15 protein-coding genes and 1 tRNA gene are annotated in these 16,495 nt (G+C 68.6%); 6 read left to right on the top strand and 10 right to left on the bottom strand.

The window, feature by feature from the left end:
* Positions 1-13: 13 nt before the first annotated feature.
* Positions 14-1,393 carry an FAD-binding domain-containing protein gene (locus EDF69_RS01135; RefSeq protein WP_165890017.1) on the bottom strand — a complete coding sequence of 460 codons (1,380 nt, stop codon included), beginning with the start codon at positions 1,391-1,393 and terminating at the stop codon, positions 14-16.
* Positions 1,394-1,452: 59 nt separating this feature from the next.
* Positions 1,453-2,187, bottom strand: coding sequence for a TetR/AcrR family transcriptional regulator (locus tag EDF69_RS01130; protein WP_239555221.1), 735 nt, complete (start codon positions 2,185-2,187; stop codon positions 1,453-1,455).
* Here EDF69_RS01130 and EDF69_RS01125 point away from each other — a divergent pair.
* The 3 genes from EDF69_RS01125 (at position 2,186) to EDF69_RS01115 (ending at position 6,433) form a co-directional block, all read left to right on the top strand.
* Complete coding sequence (locus EDF69_RS01125; protein WP_132883355.1) at positions 2,186-3,655, top strand: efflux transporter outer membrane subunit; 1,470 nt, start codon at positions 2,186-2,188, stop codon at positions 3,653-3,655. The genes EDF69_RS01130 and EDF69_RS01125 overlap by 2 nt on opposite strands.
* Complete coding sequence (locus tag EDF69_RS01120) at positions 3,648-4,790, top strand: EmrA/EmrK family multidrug efflux transporter periplasmic adaptor subunit (RefSeq protein WP_132883354.1); 1,143 nt, start codon at positions 3,648-3,650, stop codon at positions 4,788-4,790. The genes EDF69_RS01125 and EDF69_RS01120 overlap by 8 nt, the downstream gene beginning before the upstream one ends.
* 113 nt (positions 4,791-4,903) lie before the next feature.
* Positions 4,904-6,433: a DHA2 family efflux MFS transporter permease subunit gene (locus EDF69_RS01115; RefSeq protein WP_132883353.1), complete on the top strand. Its 1,530-nt coding sequence runs from the start codon at positions 4,904-4,906 to the stop codon at positions 6,431-6,433.
* A 142-nt stretch (positions 6,434-6,575) separates the two neighbouring features.
* On the opposite strand, the gene EDF69_RS01110 is transcribed toward EDF69_RS01115, so the two are convergent.
* Positions 6,576-6,650: transfer RNA gene (locus tag EDF69_RS01110), tRNA-Thr, on the bottom strand.
* An 88-nt stretch (positions 6,651-6,738) separates the two neighbouring features.
* Between EDF69_RS01110 and EDF69_RS01105 the strand changes: the two genes are divergently transcribed.
* Positions 6,739-6,885, top strand: a complete 147-nt coding sequence (locus EDF69_RS01105) for a hypothetical protein (protein WP_165890016.1) — start codon at positions 6,739-6,741, stop codon at positions 6,883-6,885.
* A gap of 70 nt (positions 6,886-6,955) precedes the next feature.
* Here the strand turns inward: EDF69_RS01105 and EDF69_RS01100 are convergent, their stop codons facing one another.
* Complete coding sequence (locus tag EDF69_RS01100) at positions 6,956-8,752, bottom strand: aminopeptidase P family protein (RefSeq protein ID WP_132883352.1); 1,797 nt, start codon at positions 8,750-8,752, stop codon at positions 6,956-6,958.
* Between the two features lie 198 nt (positions 8,753-8,950).
* On the opposite strand from EDF69_RS01100, the gene EDF69_RS01095 reads away from it, so the two are divergent.
* Complete coding sequence (locus tag EDF69_RS01095; RefSeq protein WP_132883401.1) at positions 8,951-9,508, top strand: septal ring lytic transglycosylase RlpA family protein; 558 nt, start codon at positions 8,951-8,953, stop codon at positions 9,506-9,508.
* Between the two features lie 239 nt (positions 9,509-9,747).
* Complete coding sequence (locus EDF69_RS01090; protein WP_132883351.1) at positions 9,748-11,805, top strand: S9 family peptidase; 2,058 nt, start codon at positions 9,748-9,750, stop codon at positions 11,803-11,805.
* Between the two features lie 64 nt (positions 11,806-11,869).
* Here EDF69_RS01090 and EDF69_RS19765 read toward each other — a convergent pair whose 3' ends face one another.
* The 6 genes from EDF69_RS19765 to EDF69_RS01065 form a co-directional block, all read right to left on the bottom strand.
* A complete protein-coding gene (locus tag EDF69_RS19765; RefSeq protein ID WP_272695160.1) occupies positions 11,870-11,998 on the bottom strand; it encodes a hypothetical protein in 129 nt (42 codons plus the stop codon).
* A 249-nt stretch (positions 11,999-12,247) separates the two neighbouring features.
* Positions 12,248-13,315, bottom strand: coding sequence for a 5-(carboxyamino)imidazole ribonucleotide synthase (locus tag EDF69_RS01085; RefSeq protein ID WP_132883350.1), 1,068 nt, complete (start codon positions 13,313-13,315; stop codon positions 12,248-12,250).
* On the bottom strand, positions 13,312-13,797 hold the full coding sequence (gene purE, locus EDF69_RS01080) for a 5-(carboxyamino)imidazole ribonucleotide mutase (RefSeq protein WP_125959353.1): 486 nt from the start codon (positions 13,795-13,797) through the stop codon (positions 13,312-13,314). The genes EDF69_RS01085 and purE overlap by 4 nt, the downstream gene beginning before the upstream one ends.
* 97 nt (positions 13,798-13,894) lie before the next feature.
* Positions 13,895-14,581 carry a 2,3-diphosphoglycerate-dependent phosphoglycerate mutase gene (gene gpmA / locus EDF69_RS01075; RefSeq protein ID WP_132883349.1) on the bottom strand — a complete coding sequence of 229 codons (687 nt, stop codon included), beginning with the start codon at positions 14,579-14,581 and terminating at the stop codon, positions 13,895-13,897.
* 40 nt (positions 14,582-14,621) lie between these two features.
* Entirely contained in the window at positions 14,622-15,743 is a 1,122-nt protein-coding gene (locus EDF69_RS01070; RefSeq protein WP_132883348.1) for a M14 family metallopeptidase, read from the bottom strand.
* Positions 15,740-16,357 carry a DUF4136 domain-containing protein gene (locus EDF69_RS01065; RefSeq protein ID WP_132883347.1) on the bottom strand — a complete coding sequence of 206 codons (618 nt, stop codon included), beginning with the start codon at positions 16,355-16,357 and terminating at the stop codon, positions 15,740-15,742. Before EDF69_RS01065 ends, EDF69_RS01070 begins: the two co-directional genes overlap by 4 nt.
* Between the last annotated feature and the right edge of the window lie 138 nt (positions 16,358-16,495).

The following is a 16,495-nucleotide window of genomic DNA, read 5'->3' as shown; positions in this document are numbered from 1 at the left end:
CCGACGCCTTTCGTCAGCCGCGTGCCGCAGCCGCCGCCGCAAGCGCCCGCTCGCGCGCGGGGCGATGGGCGATCAGCGGTTCGGGATAGCCGGCCGGCGCCACGCCCGCGCCGTGCGGGTCGTGGATGCTGCTGTCGTCCAAGCCGGCAAGTTCCGGTACCCAGCGGCGGATATAGGCTCCCGCATCGAACTTGGGCGATTGCACCAGCGGGGCCATGATCCGGCCGAAGGGGCTGGAGTCGACGCCCGTGCCGGCGATCCACTGCCAGTTGACGGCGTTGTTGCCATAGTCCGCATCGACCAGGCAGTCCCAGAACCAGTGCTGGCCACGTCGCCAGTCGATCAGCAGATGCTTCACCAGGAAGCTCGCCGCGATCATCCGCACGCGATTGTGCATCCAGCCGATGTGCCAGAGCTGCCGCATGCCTGCGTCCACGATCGGATAGCCCGTCTGCCCTCGTGTCCAGGCGCGGAACTCCGCATCGGCCTCTGGGCCGGTGCGCCAGGCAAGCGCATCCATCTTCGCGCGACCGTGGGCGGTGCCATAATCCGGCTGCTGAACGATCAGGTTGGCCGCGAAATCGCGCCAGCCGATCTCGCGCAGATAGCTCTCCGCGCCAGCCTTGCCGTCGAGCGCGTGCCAGACGGCGGCGGGAGAGACTTCGCCGAAGTGCAGGTGCGGCGACAGGCTGGAGGTGCCGTCGGTGGAAGGCAGGTTGCGGGCGTGATCATAGTCGCCGACTTCGTCCGCAAACGCCTCCAGTCGCGCCCGGGCACCGGCCTCACCCGGCGTCCAATGCCCAAAGCCCTCCGCCCAGTTCGGGGCGGTGGGGAGCAGGTGCCACTCCTCGAGCCGATCGCTGCGCGGCGGATGGACCATGCCCTGCACGTTGGTGGGCGCCGGCTCGGGCGGCGGTGGCGGCATGTGGAGCTGGAGCGCGCGCCAGAACGGGGTGAAGATGCGAAAGGGCCCGCCGCTGCCGGTGCGGACGATGCCCTGTTCGGCGAGCAGGCGACCAGGGTGGCGCACCAGATCGACCGAGCGGGCGAGTGCATCCTCAGCCTCACGCCACCAGGGTTCCTGATGGGCGAGGCAATGGACGCGCCTGGCGCCGGTCTCCTCCGCGATCCTGGCAATTTCGTCGGGTGCGCGGCCACGCCGCAGCACCAGCGGGACGCCGAGATCGGCAAGCGACTCGGCCAATGCGGCGAGCGTATGATGCAGCCACCAGCGTTGCGCGCCGCCGATCCGCCATTCGCCCGGTATCTCGTCATCGAGCACATAGACGGCGAGCACCGGCCCTTCTGCCGCGGCGGCGGCAAACGCGGCCTGGTCGGAAAGCCGGAGGTCTTGGCGGAACCAGACGATGCTGGGAATTTCGGAAACAGTCACCGGGGCAGAATGCGCGAGGGAGCGAACGGATGCATCCTCGGCCCCACCAAGACGAGAGCTCAGGCGCCGCCGGTTCCGTCCGGCGCGTAGGCGCGCAGGAACACCTCGGTCGCGGTCTGAGCACCGGCCTCGATCTCCGCCGCAGAGGGCGCCGCGCCGCCCCACAGCATGCGCTGTTGCAGCCCCATGCAAAGATAGGTGACCACGTTGGCGGCATCGGCCGGGTCCGCCTGGCGAAGCTGCCCTGTGGCCATGGCAGCGGCGAAAAACTCAGCCAGCAGCTGGCGAGTGCGCTGGGGCACGCGCGAGAAGATCCTGCCCACCTCAGGCGAGCGCGCCGCTTCCGTGGCGACCAGGCGATGGAGCTGTACCGCTTCCAGAGAGGTGATCTTCGCGATGAAGCTGCGCGTAAAGGCCAGCACCGTTGCTGCCATGTCGGGCGTGGGTCGCAGTAGATCCGTCAGCTGCTGGCGATAAACTGCGGTTGCGTCGTCGAGAACCGCATCGAACAGCTCTTCCTTGGAAGGGAAGTAGTTCCACAGCGTTGCCTTTGAGCCACCCAGCTCGGCCGCGATCGCCGACATGGACGTCGCGGCATAACCGTTCTCCAGGAACATCCGGCGCGCCGTTGCCATGATCGTCAGGCGCCGGTCCTGCTTGCGTGCCTCGCGCTTGCCGCAGCTCCTTTTCGCATCCTGTTCCATAACCGTACTATAGAGTACAGTTTTCGGTTGACAAGGCTGCGGCGCAGGGCCATCTGCCGCACCGTACCAATCAGTACGGTTTTGCTTCATGATCCGATTTTCCTTCCGGCCGTTGCTGCTTGCCGCCGCGGCCGGTGTCGTCCCGCTGGCGGCCTGTGCTCCAGTGCCGAACCTGGGCGCCCGGCCCGAGGTGCGAACCTCCCAGAGCTTTGCCGCCGAGCAGAGCCTGGCAACCACGTCTACCGCCTCCGCCTGGCCGGCAACCGATTGGTGGTCGGGCTTCGGCGACCCGCAACTGAGCGCGCTCATCGAGGAGGGGCTGGCCGACTCCCCGGATGTCGTCGCCGCCGCCGCCCGGCTACGCGCCGCACGCGCGATCGTCGAGCAGCGCGGCGCTGCCCGGCTGCCGTCGGTGGGCATCGAGGGCAACGTCAGCGAGAACAAGCAGAGCTACAACAACGGCATCCCAGCCGATTTCGTGCCGCACGGCTGGAACGACACCGGTTCGGTCGCCGCGACCCTGGGCTTCGATCTGGACCTGTGGGGCCGTAACCGAGCAGCCCTGGCCGCCGCCACTTCGGAAGCGGAAGCGTCGCGGATCGATGTCGAGCAGGCGCGACTGGTGCTCTCGACGAACATCGCTTCGGCCTATGCCGATCTGGCGCGCCAGGCCGCCGAGCGGGCGGTGCAGCTGCGCTCGCTGGAAGTCCGCAGGCAGACCGAGCGACTGGTCGCGCAGCGCGTCACCAACGGCCTCGATACGCGGGCAGAAGTGAAGCAGGCAGAGGCAGCCATCCCAACGATCCGCGCACAGATTGCCGCGATCGACGAGAACATCGGCCTGACCCGCAACCGGCTCGCCGCGCTGCTGGGCAAGGGGCCGGACCGGGGGCTGAGCATCGCGCTGCCGCCGCTTCCGCCGGGGGCGCGGGCGCTGCCGGCCGGCGTCACCACCGACTTGATCGGCCGCCGGCCCGACATTGCCGCCGCGCGGGCGCGGGTCGAGGCGCGGGCGAGCGAGATCAAGGTCGCACGTGCCGACTTCTATCCTGCGATCAACCTCAACGCGCTGGTAGGCTTCCAGTCGCTCGGCCTGGGCAACCTGTTCAAGGGCGGGTCCACCTATGGTCAGGTCGGGCCGGCGTTCACCCTGCCGATCTTCCGCGGCGGGCAGCTGTCGGGCCAGTATCGCGGCGCGCGCGCCAGCTATGACGAGGCGGTCGCGAGCTACGACGGCACGGTTGCCAACGCCTATCGCGAGGTCGCCGACGCGGTGACCAGCCAGCGCGCGCTCGTCGAGCGGCTCGCCCAGACCCGCGAGGCGCTTGCCGCCTCCGAAGAGGCGTGGTCGCTCGCGCGACAGCGCTACGAGGGCGGGCTTTCGACCTTCCTCGACGTTCTCACCGCCGAAGACCGGGTGCTGCAGAACCGCACCGCGGTTGCCGACCTGGAGGCGCGGTCCTTCGCGCTCGACGTCCAGCTCGTCCGCGCGCTCGGCGGCGGCTTTTCCACCAACATCGCGGCCACGACCGCACGCAAGGACCCGACCCATGGCTGACGCCGCCCTTCCCAACCAGGCTGCCGCAGGCGAGGGCGCCAAGCCCAACGGCCGGCGCAAGAAGTTGCTGGGGATCATCGCCGTACTGGTGCTGATCGCAGCGGTGATCTTCGGCGCCTATTACCTGCTGGTCTCCCGCCACTATGTCAGCACCGACAACGCCTATGTCGGCGCCGATACCGCGAGCGTCACGCCGATGATCGCGGCCCAGGTCGCGAGCGTCGCGGTTGCGGACACCCAGACGGTGCGCAAGGGCACGGTGCTGGTCCGCCTCGACGACAGCGACGCGCGCATCGCCGTCGCGCAGGCCGAGGCGGATCTGGCGCGGGCGCAGCGCCAATATGGCCAGACGTCCGCCACCAGCACCGCGCTTGCTGCGCAGGTGGAAGCGCGGGACGCCGACATCGCCCGTGCCCGCGCACAGCTGGTCGCCGCACAGGCCGACTATGAGCGCGCGCGGCTGGACCTGGAGCGTCGCCAGCGGCTGGCGCCCAATGGCGCCGTCTCGGGCGAAGAACTGAGCAGCGCGACCAACGCCTTTGCCACGGCCCGTGCGAACCTGGAGCTGGCGCGTGCCGGCGTTGCCCAGGCGAGCTCGACCCGCGGTCAGGCGACTGGCCAGCTGGCCGCCAACAATGCGCTGATCCGCGGCACTACGGCTGCGACCGCACCCGAAGTGCTCGCCGCCCAGGCCAAGCTCGCGCAGGCCAAGCTCGATCTGGAGCGCACCGTGATCCGCGCGCCGATCGACGGGGTCATCACGCGCCGCAACGTCCAGGTCGGACAGCGCGTCGCTCCGGGCACCGCGCTGATGCTGATCGTGCCGCTCAACCAGCTCTACGTCGATGCCAACTTCAAGGAAGGCCAGCTGGATCGCGTGAAGGTCGGCCAGCCGGTGACGCTCACCTCCGACCTCTATGGCGGCGACATCGAATATCACGGCCGCGTCATCGGCTTCTCGGGCGGCACCGGATCGTCGTTCGCGCTGATCCCGGCGCAGAACGCGACCGGCAACTGGATCAAGGTGGTCCAGCGCCTGCCGGTGCGCGTGGCGCTCGACCCCAAGGAGCTGCAGGCGCATCCGCTGCGCGTCGGCTTGTCGATGGACGCCGAGATCGACCTCCGCTCGCACTAGAGCGGTGTCCGATCCGGCTTCCCCGGATCGCCGCTCTGGTTTCCTTTTGTTGTCGCGGTTGCCGAGCCGGCAGCTGATGCCACCTGCCTCGCAACCGCTTTAAGGACAGGCCCATGAACGCCAAGGCCGAGTCGCCCACGCCCCTTACGGGCGTGCGGCTGCTGCTTGCGGGCGCGGTCCTCGCGCTCACCAACTTCATGGTGGTGCTCGACACCACCATCGCCAACGTCTCCGTGCCGCACATCTCCGGCAGCCTCGCCATCTCGGGCAGCCAGGGGACGTGGATCATCACCTCCTATGCGGTCGCGGAGGCCGTGTGCGTGCCGCTCACCGGCTGGCTTTCCGGCCGGTTCGGCGCGGTGCGGGTATTCACGGTCGGCATGATCGGCTTCGGCATCTTTTCGGTGCTGTGCGGACTGTCGACCAGCCTGAGCATGCTGATCGCGTGCCGGATCGGGCAGGGGCTGTGCGGCGGACCGCTGATGCCGCTGTCGCAGACGCTGCTGATGCGCATCTTCCGCCCCGACCAGCGCGCGCAGGCAATGGGCGCCTGGTCGATGACCACGGTGGTCGCGCCGATCCTGGGGCCGATCCTAGGCGGCACGATCAGCGACAGCTGGTCGTGGCACTGGATCTTCTTCATCAACATCCCCGTGGCGGCGCTGTGCGCATTCGGCGCGATGCGACTGCTGCGCCATGCCGAGACGCCGACCCAGCCGCTGCGCGTCGACAAGATCGGCCTGATGCTGATGCTGCTGTGGATCGGCGCCTTGCAGATCATGCTGGATCTGGGCCGCGAGCATGACTGGTTCGCGGATCCGATGATCGTCGGACTGGCAGTGATCGCCGGTGTCGGCTTCCTGGTGTTCCTTGCGTGGGAGGCGACGGAGGACCAGCCGATCGTGGACCTGCGCGTGTTCCGGCACCGCGGCTATACGGTGGCGGTCACCTCGCTGTTCTTCGCGTTCGGCACCTTCTTTGCCTCCGCCGTCATCATCCCGCAGTGGCTCCAGACGAGCCTGGGCTACACCGCGACCTATGCGGGCTATGCGACGGCGTTCAACGGCGTGGCGGCGGTGGTGATGTCGCCGATCGTCGCGAAGCTCTCGACCAAGGTCGATCCGCGCGGGCTGGTATGCTTCGGTATCGTCTGGCTGGGCATGACGACGCTGCTACGCACGCAGTGGAACAGCGGCGCGGATTTCTGGACGCTCGCCTTTCCGCAGCTGCTCCAGGGGTTCGGCATGCCATTCTTCTTCGTGCCGCTGATGACGCTGGCGCTGGGATCGGTGGACCCGAAGGAGACGGCCGCCGCCGCCGGCCTGATGAGCTTCCTGCGCACCATGGCGGGCGCGATCGGCACCTCGGTGGTGACGACCATGTGGGACGACAGCTCCCGCGTGGCCCGCAGCGAGGTGGCCGGTCGACTCAACGAAGGCCACACCATCGACGCGCTGAGCGCGCAGGGCATGCCGCTCGACCAGGTGCGCGCGATCGTGGCGCAACTGGTGGACAAGGAGGCGATGGCGCTTGCCACCACGCACATCTTCCTCTTGTCGGCCCTCGCCTTCTTCGGGGCGGCGATGATCATCTGGCTGGCCCCTCGGCCGCGCCGCGCGGCGGACACCAGCGCCGCGCACTGATCCTTCCGGCGGCGGTGCAGCAGCGCTGCGCCGCCGTTGTTCCCGAAGCCTGCAGCCTGAACGCGACGCGCGAAAGCGCGCCGCGCGCGTCTTGGTGCGTGGGCGGGTCCCCGAAGGGAGTCTCTGATTTTCTAGGAGAAAATGGTGCTGCCGGTGAGGATTGAACTCACGACCTCAGCCTTACCAAGGATGCGCTCTACCACTGAGCTACGGCAGCACACGCCGGCAGTTGCCAGCGGAGGGGCGCCTATGTGCGGGGCGCGGATGATTGTCAACCCGGCATGGCGCGGTTTATGCGAAGCGCGATGAACGACCCCGAAAAACAGGCCCGGCTGGCGCAGGCGCTGCGCGACAATCTGCGGCGGCGCAAGGCACAGGCGCGCGCGGGGGAAGGGGCGCCTGCGCCCGTCGAGGAGCGCGCTGGCGCCTCGCAGGAGGATCGGGACCGCTGAAGAGGGCGGATACCCGCCCCTGTCACGCTGACGTTCGCCAGGGTGACGGGAGCATGCGTATCCCGGTCTCTCACCCGATCGGTGCGCACTTCTCCTCCAGCCAGGCGCGGGTATCCGCATCCAGCAGCGGCGCGGCCCGACGCAGCGTCTCGGCGTGGTAGGCGTCCAGCCACGCGCGTTCGTCCGGGGTGAGGAGCTCAGGCTCGATCAGGCGCCGCTCGATCGGCACGAAGCTGGTCGTCTGGAACGCGAGCATGGTCGCATCGCCACCCGCAGGCGTGTGCTCCACCACCAGCATCAGATTCTCGATGCGGATGCCGTACTCGCCGGCCTTGTAATAGCCGGGCTCGTTGGAGAGCAGCATGCCGGCGCGCAGTGGCTCCAGCGGGCCGCCGCCGGGATAGGTCGGCTGGGCGATGCGCTGCGGGCCTTCGTGGACCGACAGATAGGCGCCGATGCCGTGGCCGGTGCCATGCGCGAAATCGAGGCCCGCCTCCCACAGCGGCCGACGGGCAAAGGCATCGATCTGCGCGCCCGTCGTGCCGTCCGGAAAGATGGCGGTGGCGACGGCGATGTGGCCCTTCAACACGCGGGTGAAGCGGTCGCGCATCTCGGCCGTGGGCTTGGTGACCGGCATCACGCGGGTGATGTCGGTGGTGCCGTCGGCGTACTGCCCGCCCGAATCGATCAGGAACAGCTGGCCCGGCAGGATCGGCGCGTTCGATTCGTCCGTGACCTTGTAGTGCGGGCTGGCACCGTGCGCGCCGGTGGCGGAGATCGTCTCGAACGATTCGTCCTTGAGCACGCCGGTTTCGGCACGGAAATCGTGGAGCCGCGCCACCACGTCGAGTTCGGTCAGCGTACCGGCAGGGGCGGTCTCCTCGAACCACTTGAGGAAGCGCACCAGTGCGGCAGCATCGCGGGCCTGGGCGGAATGGTGGCCGGCGATCTCGGCGGGGTTCTTGATCGCCTTGGCCAATACCACCGGATCGCGCATCGGCAGCAGCATGGCCCCGCCCGCGTCGAGCGCGTCGAAGATCGCCGCGACCGCCCGCTCGGGATCGACGGCGACGCGCTTGCCGGCAAGGGCGCGCAAGGCGGATGCGAACTCCGCCTTGTCGCGGACGCGCACGGCGTTGCCCAGGTGGCGGTGGACGTCGTCGCCAACCTTGTCGGGCGCCACGAACAGCTCGGCGGTGCCGTCCTCGGCGACCAGCGCGTACGAGAGCGCGACCGGCGTGTGGGTCACGTCGGTGCCGCGCACGTTGAACGCCCAGGCGACCGAATCGAGCGCGGAGAGCACCAGCGCGTCGGCGCCGTGGGCGCGCAGCCAGTCGGCGATTTCCGCCCGCTTGTCGGCGGCGCTGCGGCCGGCGAGGGTGTCGGGCTGCACGGCGAGGGGGGCGTCGGACGGCTCCGGCCGGTCCGCCCAGAGCGCGTCGATTGGATTTGCCGCGACCGGCACCAGCGTGCCGCCGCGGGGGGCGAGGGCGGCGGCGGTCCGCTCCACCCACTCGCGCGTGTGCAGCCACGGATCATAGCCGATCCGGCCGCCCTGCGGCGCATGGCCGGCAAGCCAGCCGGCGATGCTCTCCTGCGGCACCTGGACATAGGTCCAGTCGGCGCCGTCGACCTGCTCGCGCACCTGCAGCGTATAGCGGCCGTCGGTGAACATCGCCGCCTCGCCCGCCAGCACGACAGCGGTACCGGCCGAGCCCTGGAAGCCGGTGAGCCACGCCAGCCGCTGCGCATAGCCGCCGACATATTCGCTCATATGCTCGTCGGTCAGCGGCACGACGAACCCGTCGAGCCCTTCTTGTGCGAGGCGGGTGCGGAGGGTGGCGAGGCGTTCGGAATAAGCAGGCATCGGCAATCCATCTGGCGGTCGGGGCGGCGCCGGGGGACGCCCCACGGCTGCGGAAGGCTGTGCTGTGCCAGATTCAACCGGTGGGCGACAGGGCCGCACCGGGACTCGGCTCACCGCTTGGGGGTTCATTCGCCCCGCCGGCTGCGATACCTCGCCCGCATGCTCGACGCGATCCAGATGCCGTCCGCCCTCCCGTCCATGCGCAGGGGGACGTGGCTGGCACTGCTCGCGGTGCCGCTCCTGGCCGCGTGCGGCGGCAAGCACTTCCGGCCCGTGAGCGACACGCCGGTCAAGATCGGCAAGCCCTATACGGTGCGCGGCATCCGCTACACGCCGGCCGAGGATCCGAGCTACGACGCGGTCGGCTATGCCAGCTGGTACGGCAATGAATCCGGCAACCAGACGGCGAACGGCGAGCGCTTCCGGCCTAAGGGGATCACCGCCGCGCATACCACCCTGCCGCTGCCGAGCTATGTCGAGGTGACGGCGCTCGACACCGGGCGCACCATCTTGCTGCGGATCAACGATCGCGGACCCTTTTCGCGCGGGCGCATCCTGGACCTGAGCCGTGGCGCGGCCGAGCAACTCGGCATCCGCACGCAGGGCTATGCCGCGGTGCGGGTGCGTCGGGTGGAGCCGCCGGAGAAGGACCGGGCGCGGCTGCGCGATGGCAAGCCGGCGCCGGAGCGGCCCCGTGCCTCGGCGGTGGAGCTGGCGAACCTGCGCGAGCGGCTGGCGCTGGAAAGCGGGCGCTAGGGGCGCCCTAGATCCCAACCAGCCGTGTACCCCGGCGAAGGCCGGGGCCCAGTCGCGATGGTCTGGCGGAGGCGCGCGAACGGTGAGGCTTTCCCAACTGAACTCCGGCGTGGGCCGGGGTACGGAAAGGGAGCGGCGTGCTGCCCTTCGTCCCTGGGCTCCTGCCTGCGCAGGAGCACGATAGATGCAAGCGTTGCCTCCCCTCGACTTCGCCGGCGTCCCGGCCCACATGGGCGGGCATGAACCATCCGACGCCCCCCATCGCAGAGCAGCGCCCCCACAGCTTCGAACGCCACGGCATCATCGTAGAGGACCCCTGGGCCTGGCTGCGCGACGCCGGCTATCCGGAGGTCACCGACCCGGACGTGCTCGGATACCTTGAGGCGGAGAACGGCTATTTCGAAGCCGTCATGGCGCCTCACCAGCCGCTCACCGACCGGCTGTTCGAGGAGATGCGCGGACGGATCAAGGAGGACGACTCCACCGTTCCGCAAAAGGACGGCGACTGGCTCTACTGGTCGGACTTCGAGACCGGCGGCGAATATCGCCGCTGGTGGCGCAAGCCCGTTAAAGGCGGCGCGGACGAGCTGATCCTCGACGAACCGGCGCTGGCCGCGGGCAAGGAATATTTCCGGCTGGGCGCGCTCTCGATCAGCCCCGATGGCCGCTACCTGGCGTACGCGATCGACGACAATGGCTCCGAGCGGTTCGAGGCGCGGGTCAAGGACCTCACCACCGGCGCGCTGCTGGACGATGTGATCCCGGGCACGCTGTCGGAGCTTGTGTGGGTCGCCGACTCCTCAGGCTTCCTCTACGGCCTCGCCAACGACCAGTGGCGGACCGACAATGCCCGGCTGCACCGGCTGGGCACGCCAATCGACCAGGACGTCGAGTTGTACCACGAGGCGGACGAGGGCTGGCGCGTGTCGGTGGGCGAGACCCAGTCGCGCCGCTTTCTGGTGATCTCCGCCGGCGACCATGTCACCAGTGAGGTGCGGCTGGTCCCCGCCGACGATCCCACCGCCGAGCCGATCCTGGTGCGCGCCCGCCAGTCCCATGTCGAGTACGACGTGGAGGAGCATGACGGCACGCTCTTCATCCACACCAACGACACCCACCCAAACTTCCGGCTGGTGACCGCACCACTGGAACGTCCGTCCGAATGGACCGAGCGGCTGGCGCCGAGCGACCATTTCTACATGACCGGCGTCACCACCTTCGCCGACTTCTTCGTGGTCGAGGGGCGCGAGGACGGGCTCGATCAGATTTTTCTCCACCGCTACGAAGGCGGCGAGGCGACGGCGATCGCGTTTCCGGAGGCGAGCTATGTCGTGGGGCTTGGTGACAATCCCGAATATGCCGTCACCACGCTGCGGCTCGGCTATGAATCGATGGTCACGCCCGGCACGGTGATCGAGTACGACGTCGCCACCGCCGAGCAGCGCGTGCTCAAGGTCCAGACCATTCCCAGCGGCTATGACGCGTCGAAATACGCGACCGAGCGGTTGAAGATTGTCGCGCGCGACGGCACGCAAGTGCCGGTGTCGGTGGTCTATCCCAACGGCTTCCCGCGCGACGGCACGGGCAAGCTCTACCTCTATGCCTATGGCGCCTATGGCTATGCGGTGCCGCCGGGCTTTTCGACCAGCCGCATGTCGTTTCTCGACCGCGGCGTCGCGTTCGCGATCGCGCACATTCGCGGCGGCGACGATCTCGGCCAGCAATGGTATCTCGATGGCAAGCTGGAGAAGCGCACCAACACGTTCAACGACTTCGTCGACGTGGCGCGTGGGCTGATCGCGCACGGCTTCACCAGCGAAGGGCAGATCGCCATCGCGGGCGGATCGGCCGGCGGCGAGCTGATGGGCGCGGTGGTGAACTCCGACCCCGAGCTATGGGGCGCGGTGGTCGCGAGCGTGCCGTTCGTCGACGTGCTCAACACGATGCTGGACGAAACGCTGCCGCTGACGCCGGGCGAATGGCCGGAGTGGGGCAATCCGATCGAGGACCCGGCGGCGTTCGAGCTGATTCGGTCGTACAGCCCCTATGACAACGTCCGGGCGCAGGGCTATCCGCCGCTGTTCATCTCGGGCGGGTTGAACGACCCGCGGGTAACCTATTGGGAGCCGGCCAAATGGGCCGCGAAGCTGCGCTTCACCAAGACCGACAGCAACGTGCTGCTGCTCAAGACCAACATGGGCGCAGGCCATGGCGGCAAGTCGGGCCGGTGGGAGAGCCTGAAGGAAGCTGCCGAGGAAATGGCGTTCGTCCTGTGGCAGCTCGGGGTGGAGGGCTGAGCCCTCACGGGCGGAGCCGCGGCTCCGCCCGTCGGGAGTGCGCCGCGCGGTTGCGGCGCGGGCGTCAGGCGGCCTTGGCGAACTCGGCGACGATCGCGCGGTCGTTGGCAGCAGTGGTCTTGGAGACCGGTGCGATGTGCGCGCCGACGGTCTGGTTGCGATAGGCGAAATACAGCGCGATCAGGCTGAACATGGTGAACCTCTTGGATGTTTGCTGCGGTGCAGCATCTGTCCCCATCCATGTGGCGTTTCGGCGCGATTGCAGCAAATGCAATGAACTTGCCGGCAGTTGCGCGGCGTGCATCTCAAAGTGGAGCGCGCGCGGGAGGTGCGTACCTCCGCCCGAGCCGGTCGCCAGGGAGACGACCGCTCGCCGAAGATGGCGACGCTCCAAGTAAGGGCTACGCTTGGACTTGCAGGCGCGAGCAGCGCCCCGCGAGGCTCAGTCGCGCACGACTCGCGTGACGTGCCCCATCTTGCGGCCGGCACGAACCTCGCGCTTGCCGTAGAGGTGGAGGTGGGCACCCGGCTCCGCCATCAGTTCGGGCCAGGCATCGGCGTCTTCGCCGATCAGGTTGGTCATCACCGCCTCGCGGCCCGTCATCCGCACTGGGCCGAGCGGCAGGCCGCAGATCGCGCGCACATGGTTCTCGAACTGCGAGGTCTCGGCGCCTTCGATCGTCCAGTGGCCGGAATTGTGGACGCGCGGCGCCATCTCGTTGAACACCGGGCCTTCGGCGCCGCAGAAGAATTCCAGCGTCAGCACGCCGACATGGCCGAGCGCCTCGCCGACGCGGCCGGCGAGTGCTGCCGCCTCGGTCCATTGCGCGGCGACTTCCGCCGGCGCGGGAACGGTCGAGGTATCGAGGATGCCGTCCTTGTGGACGTTGCACGCCGGCGGATAGCTGACCACCGCGCCGTCCGGGCTGCGCGCCAGGATGATCGAGAATTCGTGGGTGAAGGGAACGAACGCCTCGAGGATCGCAGGGCCGTCACCAATCGCCGCCCAGGCGGCGTCCGCGTCCTCAGGCCCTGCAAGCCGGGCCTGGCCCTTGCCGTCATAGCCGAAGCGCGTCGTCTTGAGCACCGCGGGACAGCCGATGGTGGCGATCGCCGCGTCCAACTCTGCACGGCTGGCGACCGCCGCCCAGCGGGCGGGCCGGCCACCGAGATCCTCGACGAAGCGCTTCTCCGCGACACGATCCTGCGCCACGCGCAGCGACTTGGAGGAGGGGTGAACCGGCACCTGTTCCTCAAGCGTCGCGATCGGCTCGGCGGCGATGTTCTCGAACTCGTAGGTGACGAGGTCGACCTGGGCGGCGAACTCGGCGAGCGCCGCGCAGTCGTCATAGGCGCCGCGGGTGTGCGCAGCCGCTACGTCATTGGCCGGCCCCGTATCGGGCGCATAGACATGAATGCGGTAGCCGAGCTGGGCAGCGGCCATGCCGATCATCCGCCCGAGCTGGCCCGATCCGATGATGCCGATGGTGGCGCCGGGCGCGTGGCTCATTGCGGGTCGATCGCCACGCTGTCGGTCTGGGCGGCTCGCCAGGTGTCGAGGCGGGCGGCGAGCGCATCGTCGGAGACGGCCAGGATCGCTGCTGCCATCAGACCCGCATTGACGGCGCCGGCGCGGCCGATCGCGAGCGTACCGACCGGGATGCCTGCCGGCATCTGCACGATCGACAACAGGCTATCCATGCCGCTCAAGGCCTTGGATTCCACCGGCACGCCCAGCACCGGCAGCCGCGTCATCGAGGCGGCCATGCCGGGCAGGTGCGCAGCGCCCCCGGCACCGGCGATCACCACCTTGAGGCCACGTCCCGCCGCACTCTCGGCATAGTCGACCAGACGCCGCGGCGTACGGTGCGCGGACACCACCTTGGTCTCGTGCGGGACGCCCAAGGCGTCGAGCACGTCTGCTGCATGGCGCATCGTCTCCCAATCGGAGGTGCTGCCCATGATGATGCCGACGAGAGGTTGGTCTGCCATCGCTGTCCCGAATGCGAGGAAGCCGGCTTCCTAGAGAGCGGCACGGCACCGGGCAAGGCCGGAAGCCCTGCCCGAGGTGCCACGCTGCGAAACGGCCTTACCGGTCGCGCAGATAGTAGCGGTCGGTGGCGTTGAGCGCCTCGTCCAGCTCATAGACCAGCGGCTGACCGGTCGGGATCTCCAGGCTGGCGATATCGGCGTCCGAGATGCCGGACAGGTGCTTCACCAGCGCGCGCAGCGAATTGCCGTGCGCGGAGATCAGCACGCGCTTGCCGGCCTTGAGCTCGGGTACGATCCGCGCCTCCCAATAGGGCAGCACGCGCGCGATCGTATCCTTCAGACTCTCCGTCGCAGGTACGGCGATGCCGGCATAGCGACGATCGTTGCTGAGGTCGTAGGGGCTTCCCGCCTCCGGCAGGGGCGGCGGGATGTCGAAGCTGCGGCGCCAGATCTTGACCTGCTCCTCACCGTGCTTGGCTGCGGTCTCTGCCTTGTCGAGGCCGGTCAGACCCCCATAGTGCCGCTCGTTGAGGCGCCAGTCCTTCTCGACCGGCAGCCACAGCCGCCTCATCGACTCCAGTGCCAGGTTGAGCGTCTTGATCGCCCGCGTCTGGAAGCTGGTGAAGCACTGGTCGAAATCGAGGCCCTTGGCCGCCATCAGCTCGCCGGCCGCCGTCGCCTCGGCGATGCCCTGCTCGGTCAGGTTGACGTCCCACCAGCCGGTGAAGCGGTTCTCCAGGTTCCAGGCGGACTGGCCGTGACGAATGAGGACGAGGCTGGGCATCGGGGCTCCTTGAGAAAATGGATACGGCAGGACGGACGGATCAGAGCTCGTCGATCATCCCGGCAAGCGTGTCGAGGCAGGAATGCGCGAGCTTCTTGGAACGCTCGGGCGACCAGCCGAACTCCGGATCGGGGTTCGCGTCATGGTCCTTGAACGGCATCTCCAGTGTCATCGACACCGCGCCGAAGCGTTCGGCGAGCTGGTTGGTCGACATCGACAGGTTCGCCTGGCCGGGTGCGGACTTCACATAGCCGAGCTCCAGCTGGAAGTCGGGCGTCGCCGCGGCGAGCCGTCGGCCATATTCGTAGAACTTCTCGCCATGCGGATCGGTCCAGGCGGGAATGCCCTCATAGCCGGCGAGGAAATTGGCGGGGATCGCCTCGTCACCGTGAACATCCATCGCGAAGACGACGCCGGTCTCATCCATGGCGTTGCGCACGCACAGCACTTCGGGGCTGCGCTCGGGCGTCGGCGTATGCCACTCGCGGTTGAGGTTCACGCCGGCCGCATTGGTGCGCAGGTGGCCACGGAACGCGCCGTCCGGGTTCATGTTGGGCACCAGGTGCAGCGTCGCCTTTTCGCGAAGCGCGCGGGCGGTGGCGTCGTCCGGATCGACCAGCTTTTCCAGCGCGCCTTCCATGAACCATTCGGTCATCGATTCGCCGGGATGCTGGCGGGCGTAGAACCAGACCTGCTTGGGGCCGGTGCCGATCGTCAGGCAATCGATCGCGCGGCCGTCCAGCGTTTGGCCCAGCTCGCGCACGGTGACGCCGGGCTCCCCACCGATTCGCGCCACCAGCGCGTCGTGCTGCTCCATCGTATAGGGCGCGAAATAGGCGAACCACACGAGGTCGCTGTCGATCTCTGCCGTCCAGCGCAGCACGCCATCGGCATAGTCGGTGTCGGCGACCTGCCGCCATGCCACGCGGTCGGTGCTCATCCGCGTGCGATAGCCCGGCCAGCCGAACGCATAGGCGGAGCCGCCGGCGTTGGTGATCCGGAAGGTCAGCCGGCGCCCCTTGGCGCCGGCCACGCGGAAGTGGAACCACTGATAGAAGTCGGACTGGTGATCGCGCACGATCTCCAGGTTCAGCGTGTCGCCCTCGATCCCGGTGAGGCGGATGTTGCCGCTGTCGAAGGCGGCGTTGACGGTGATGCTCATTTGACCGTGGTAGTGATCCCCGACTCTCCGGGGAAGCCCTGGAACAAGGCGCGGGCAAGCTTGTCCGCCACGGTGATCGGCTGGCTCGACGTCTTGCCCTCCAGCGACTCGGTCATCGCGCGGCCTTCCCAGACCACCGTGTTGTCCGCGCGGCGGCGGATCTGGGCGGAAAGCTCGGAGCCGATCACCGCCTGCTGGCGGCCGCCGCCGACGGGCAGGGTCACGCCGCCGCCGACGCCCACGCCCGAGCGCCGGCCGAAGCTGCCGCCGCCGGCGCCCAGGCCCACGGAAAAGGGTGCAGGCTTTTCCACATAGCCGCGGGTGGCGCGCAGGAATGCGACCGAGACGACATAGCGCGAATCGCTGCTCACCGTGGTGCGTGTAGGCGTGAAGCCAAGGTGACTCAGTTCGCGCGAAACCGCGTCGGCATAGGTCTGGTACTCGGGGCTGATGGTCGCGTTGGTGCGGAGCGGCTCGATCGTGAAGCTGCCCGGCTCCACGGGCGAACCGAGGTGAAAGCGGGTCACATCGATCGGGGCGGCACGCTGGGTGGTCGCACAGCCCGCGGTAAGGCTTGCGATCCCTGCGGTAAGCGCCAGTACGAGCTTGTTCATGCCTTGGCTCCTGTGCGGCCCGAATCGTCGTGCCGTGTTCAACGCGCGGCTTGCCGCATCCGCTCCAATGCCGCCATCCTTGACTTGGAAGCCGTCAGCTTCTAGGCGGGCGCCTCTTTTTGTCAGCCCAAATTTCGA

The sequence above is a fragment of the Sphingomonas sp. JUb134 genome (assembly GCF_004341505.2).
In the GTDB taxonomy this organism is placed as follows: Bacteria; Pseudomonadota; Alphaproteobacteria; order Sphingomonadales; family Sphingomonadaceae; genus Sphingomonas.
The sequence above is the reverse complement of the archived record's forward strand: the minus strand, read 5'-3'. Positions and strand labels throughout refer to the sequence as shown.

Excerpts from the sequence above, each read along its gene's own strand:
- EDF69_RS01125 (WP_132883355.1), top strand. The coding sequence starts at position 2,186 with ATGATCCGATTTTCCTTCCGGCCGTTGCTGCTTGCCGCCGCGGCCGGT.
- EDF69_RS01130 (WP_239555221.1), bottom strand. The coding sequence starts at position 2,187 with ATGAAGCAAAACCGTACTGATTGGTACGGTGCGGCAGATGGCCCTGCG.
- EDF69_RS01120 (WP_132883354.1), top strand. The coding sequence starts at position 3,648 with ATGGCTGACGCCGCCCTTCCCAACCAGGCTGCCGCAGGCGAGGGCGCC.
- EDF69_RS01115 (WP_132883353.1), top strand. The coding sequence starts at position 4,904 with ATGAACGCCAAGGCCGAGTCGCCCACGCCCCTTACGGGCGTGCGGCTG.
- EDF69_RS01105 (WP_165890016.1), top strand. The coding sequence starts at position 6,739 with ATGAACGACCCCGAAAAACAGGCCCGGCTGGCGCAGGCGCTGCGCGAC.
- EDF69_RS01100 (WP_132883352.1), bottom strand. The coding sequence starts at position 8,752 with ATGCCTGCTTATTCCGAACGCCTCGCCACCCTCCGCACCCGCCTCGCA.
- EDF69_RS01095 (WP_132883401.1), top strand. The coding sequence starts at position 8,951 with ATGCGCAGGGGGACGTGGCTGGCACTGCTCGCGGTGCCGCTCCTGGCC.
- EDF69_RS01090 (WP_132883351.1), top strand. The coding sequence starts at position 9,748 with ATGAACCATCCGACGCCCCCCATCGCAGAGCAGCGCCCCCACAGCTTC.
- EDF69_RS19765 (WP_272695160.1), bottom strand. The coding sequence starts at position 11,998 with ATGTTCAGCCTGATCGCGCTGTATTTCGCCTATCGCAACCAGACCGTC.
- EDF69_RS01085 (WP_132883350.1), bottom strand. The coding sequence starts at position 13,315 with ATGAGCCACGCGCCCGGCGCCACCATCGGCATCATCGGATCGGGCCAG.
- purE (WP_125959353.1), bottom strand. The coding sequence starts at position 13,797 with ATGGCAGACCAACCTCTCGTCGGCATCATCATGGGCAGCACCTCCGAT.
- gpmA (WP_132883349.1), bottom strand. The coding sequence starts at position 14,581 with ATGCCCAGCCTCGTCCTCATTCGTCACGGCCAGTCCGCCTGGAACCTG.
- EDF69_RS01070 (WP_132883348.1), bottom strand. The coding sequence starts at position 15,743 with ATGAGCATCACCGTCAACGCCGCCTTCGACAGCGGCAACATCCGCCTC.
- EDF69_RS01065 (WP_132883347.1), bottom strand. The coding sequence starts at position 16,357 with ATGAACAAGCTCGTACTGGCGCTTACCGCAGGGATCGCAAGCCTTACC.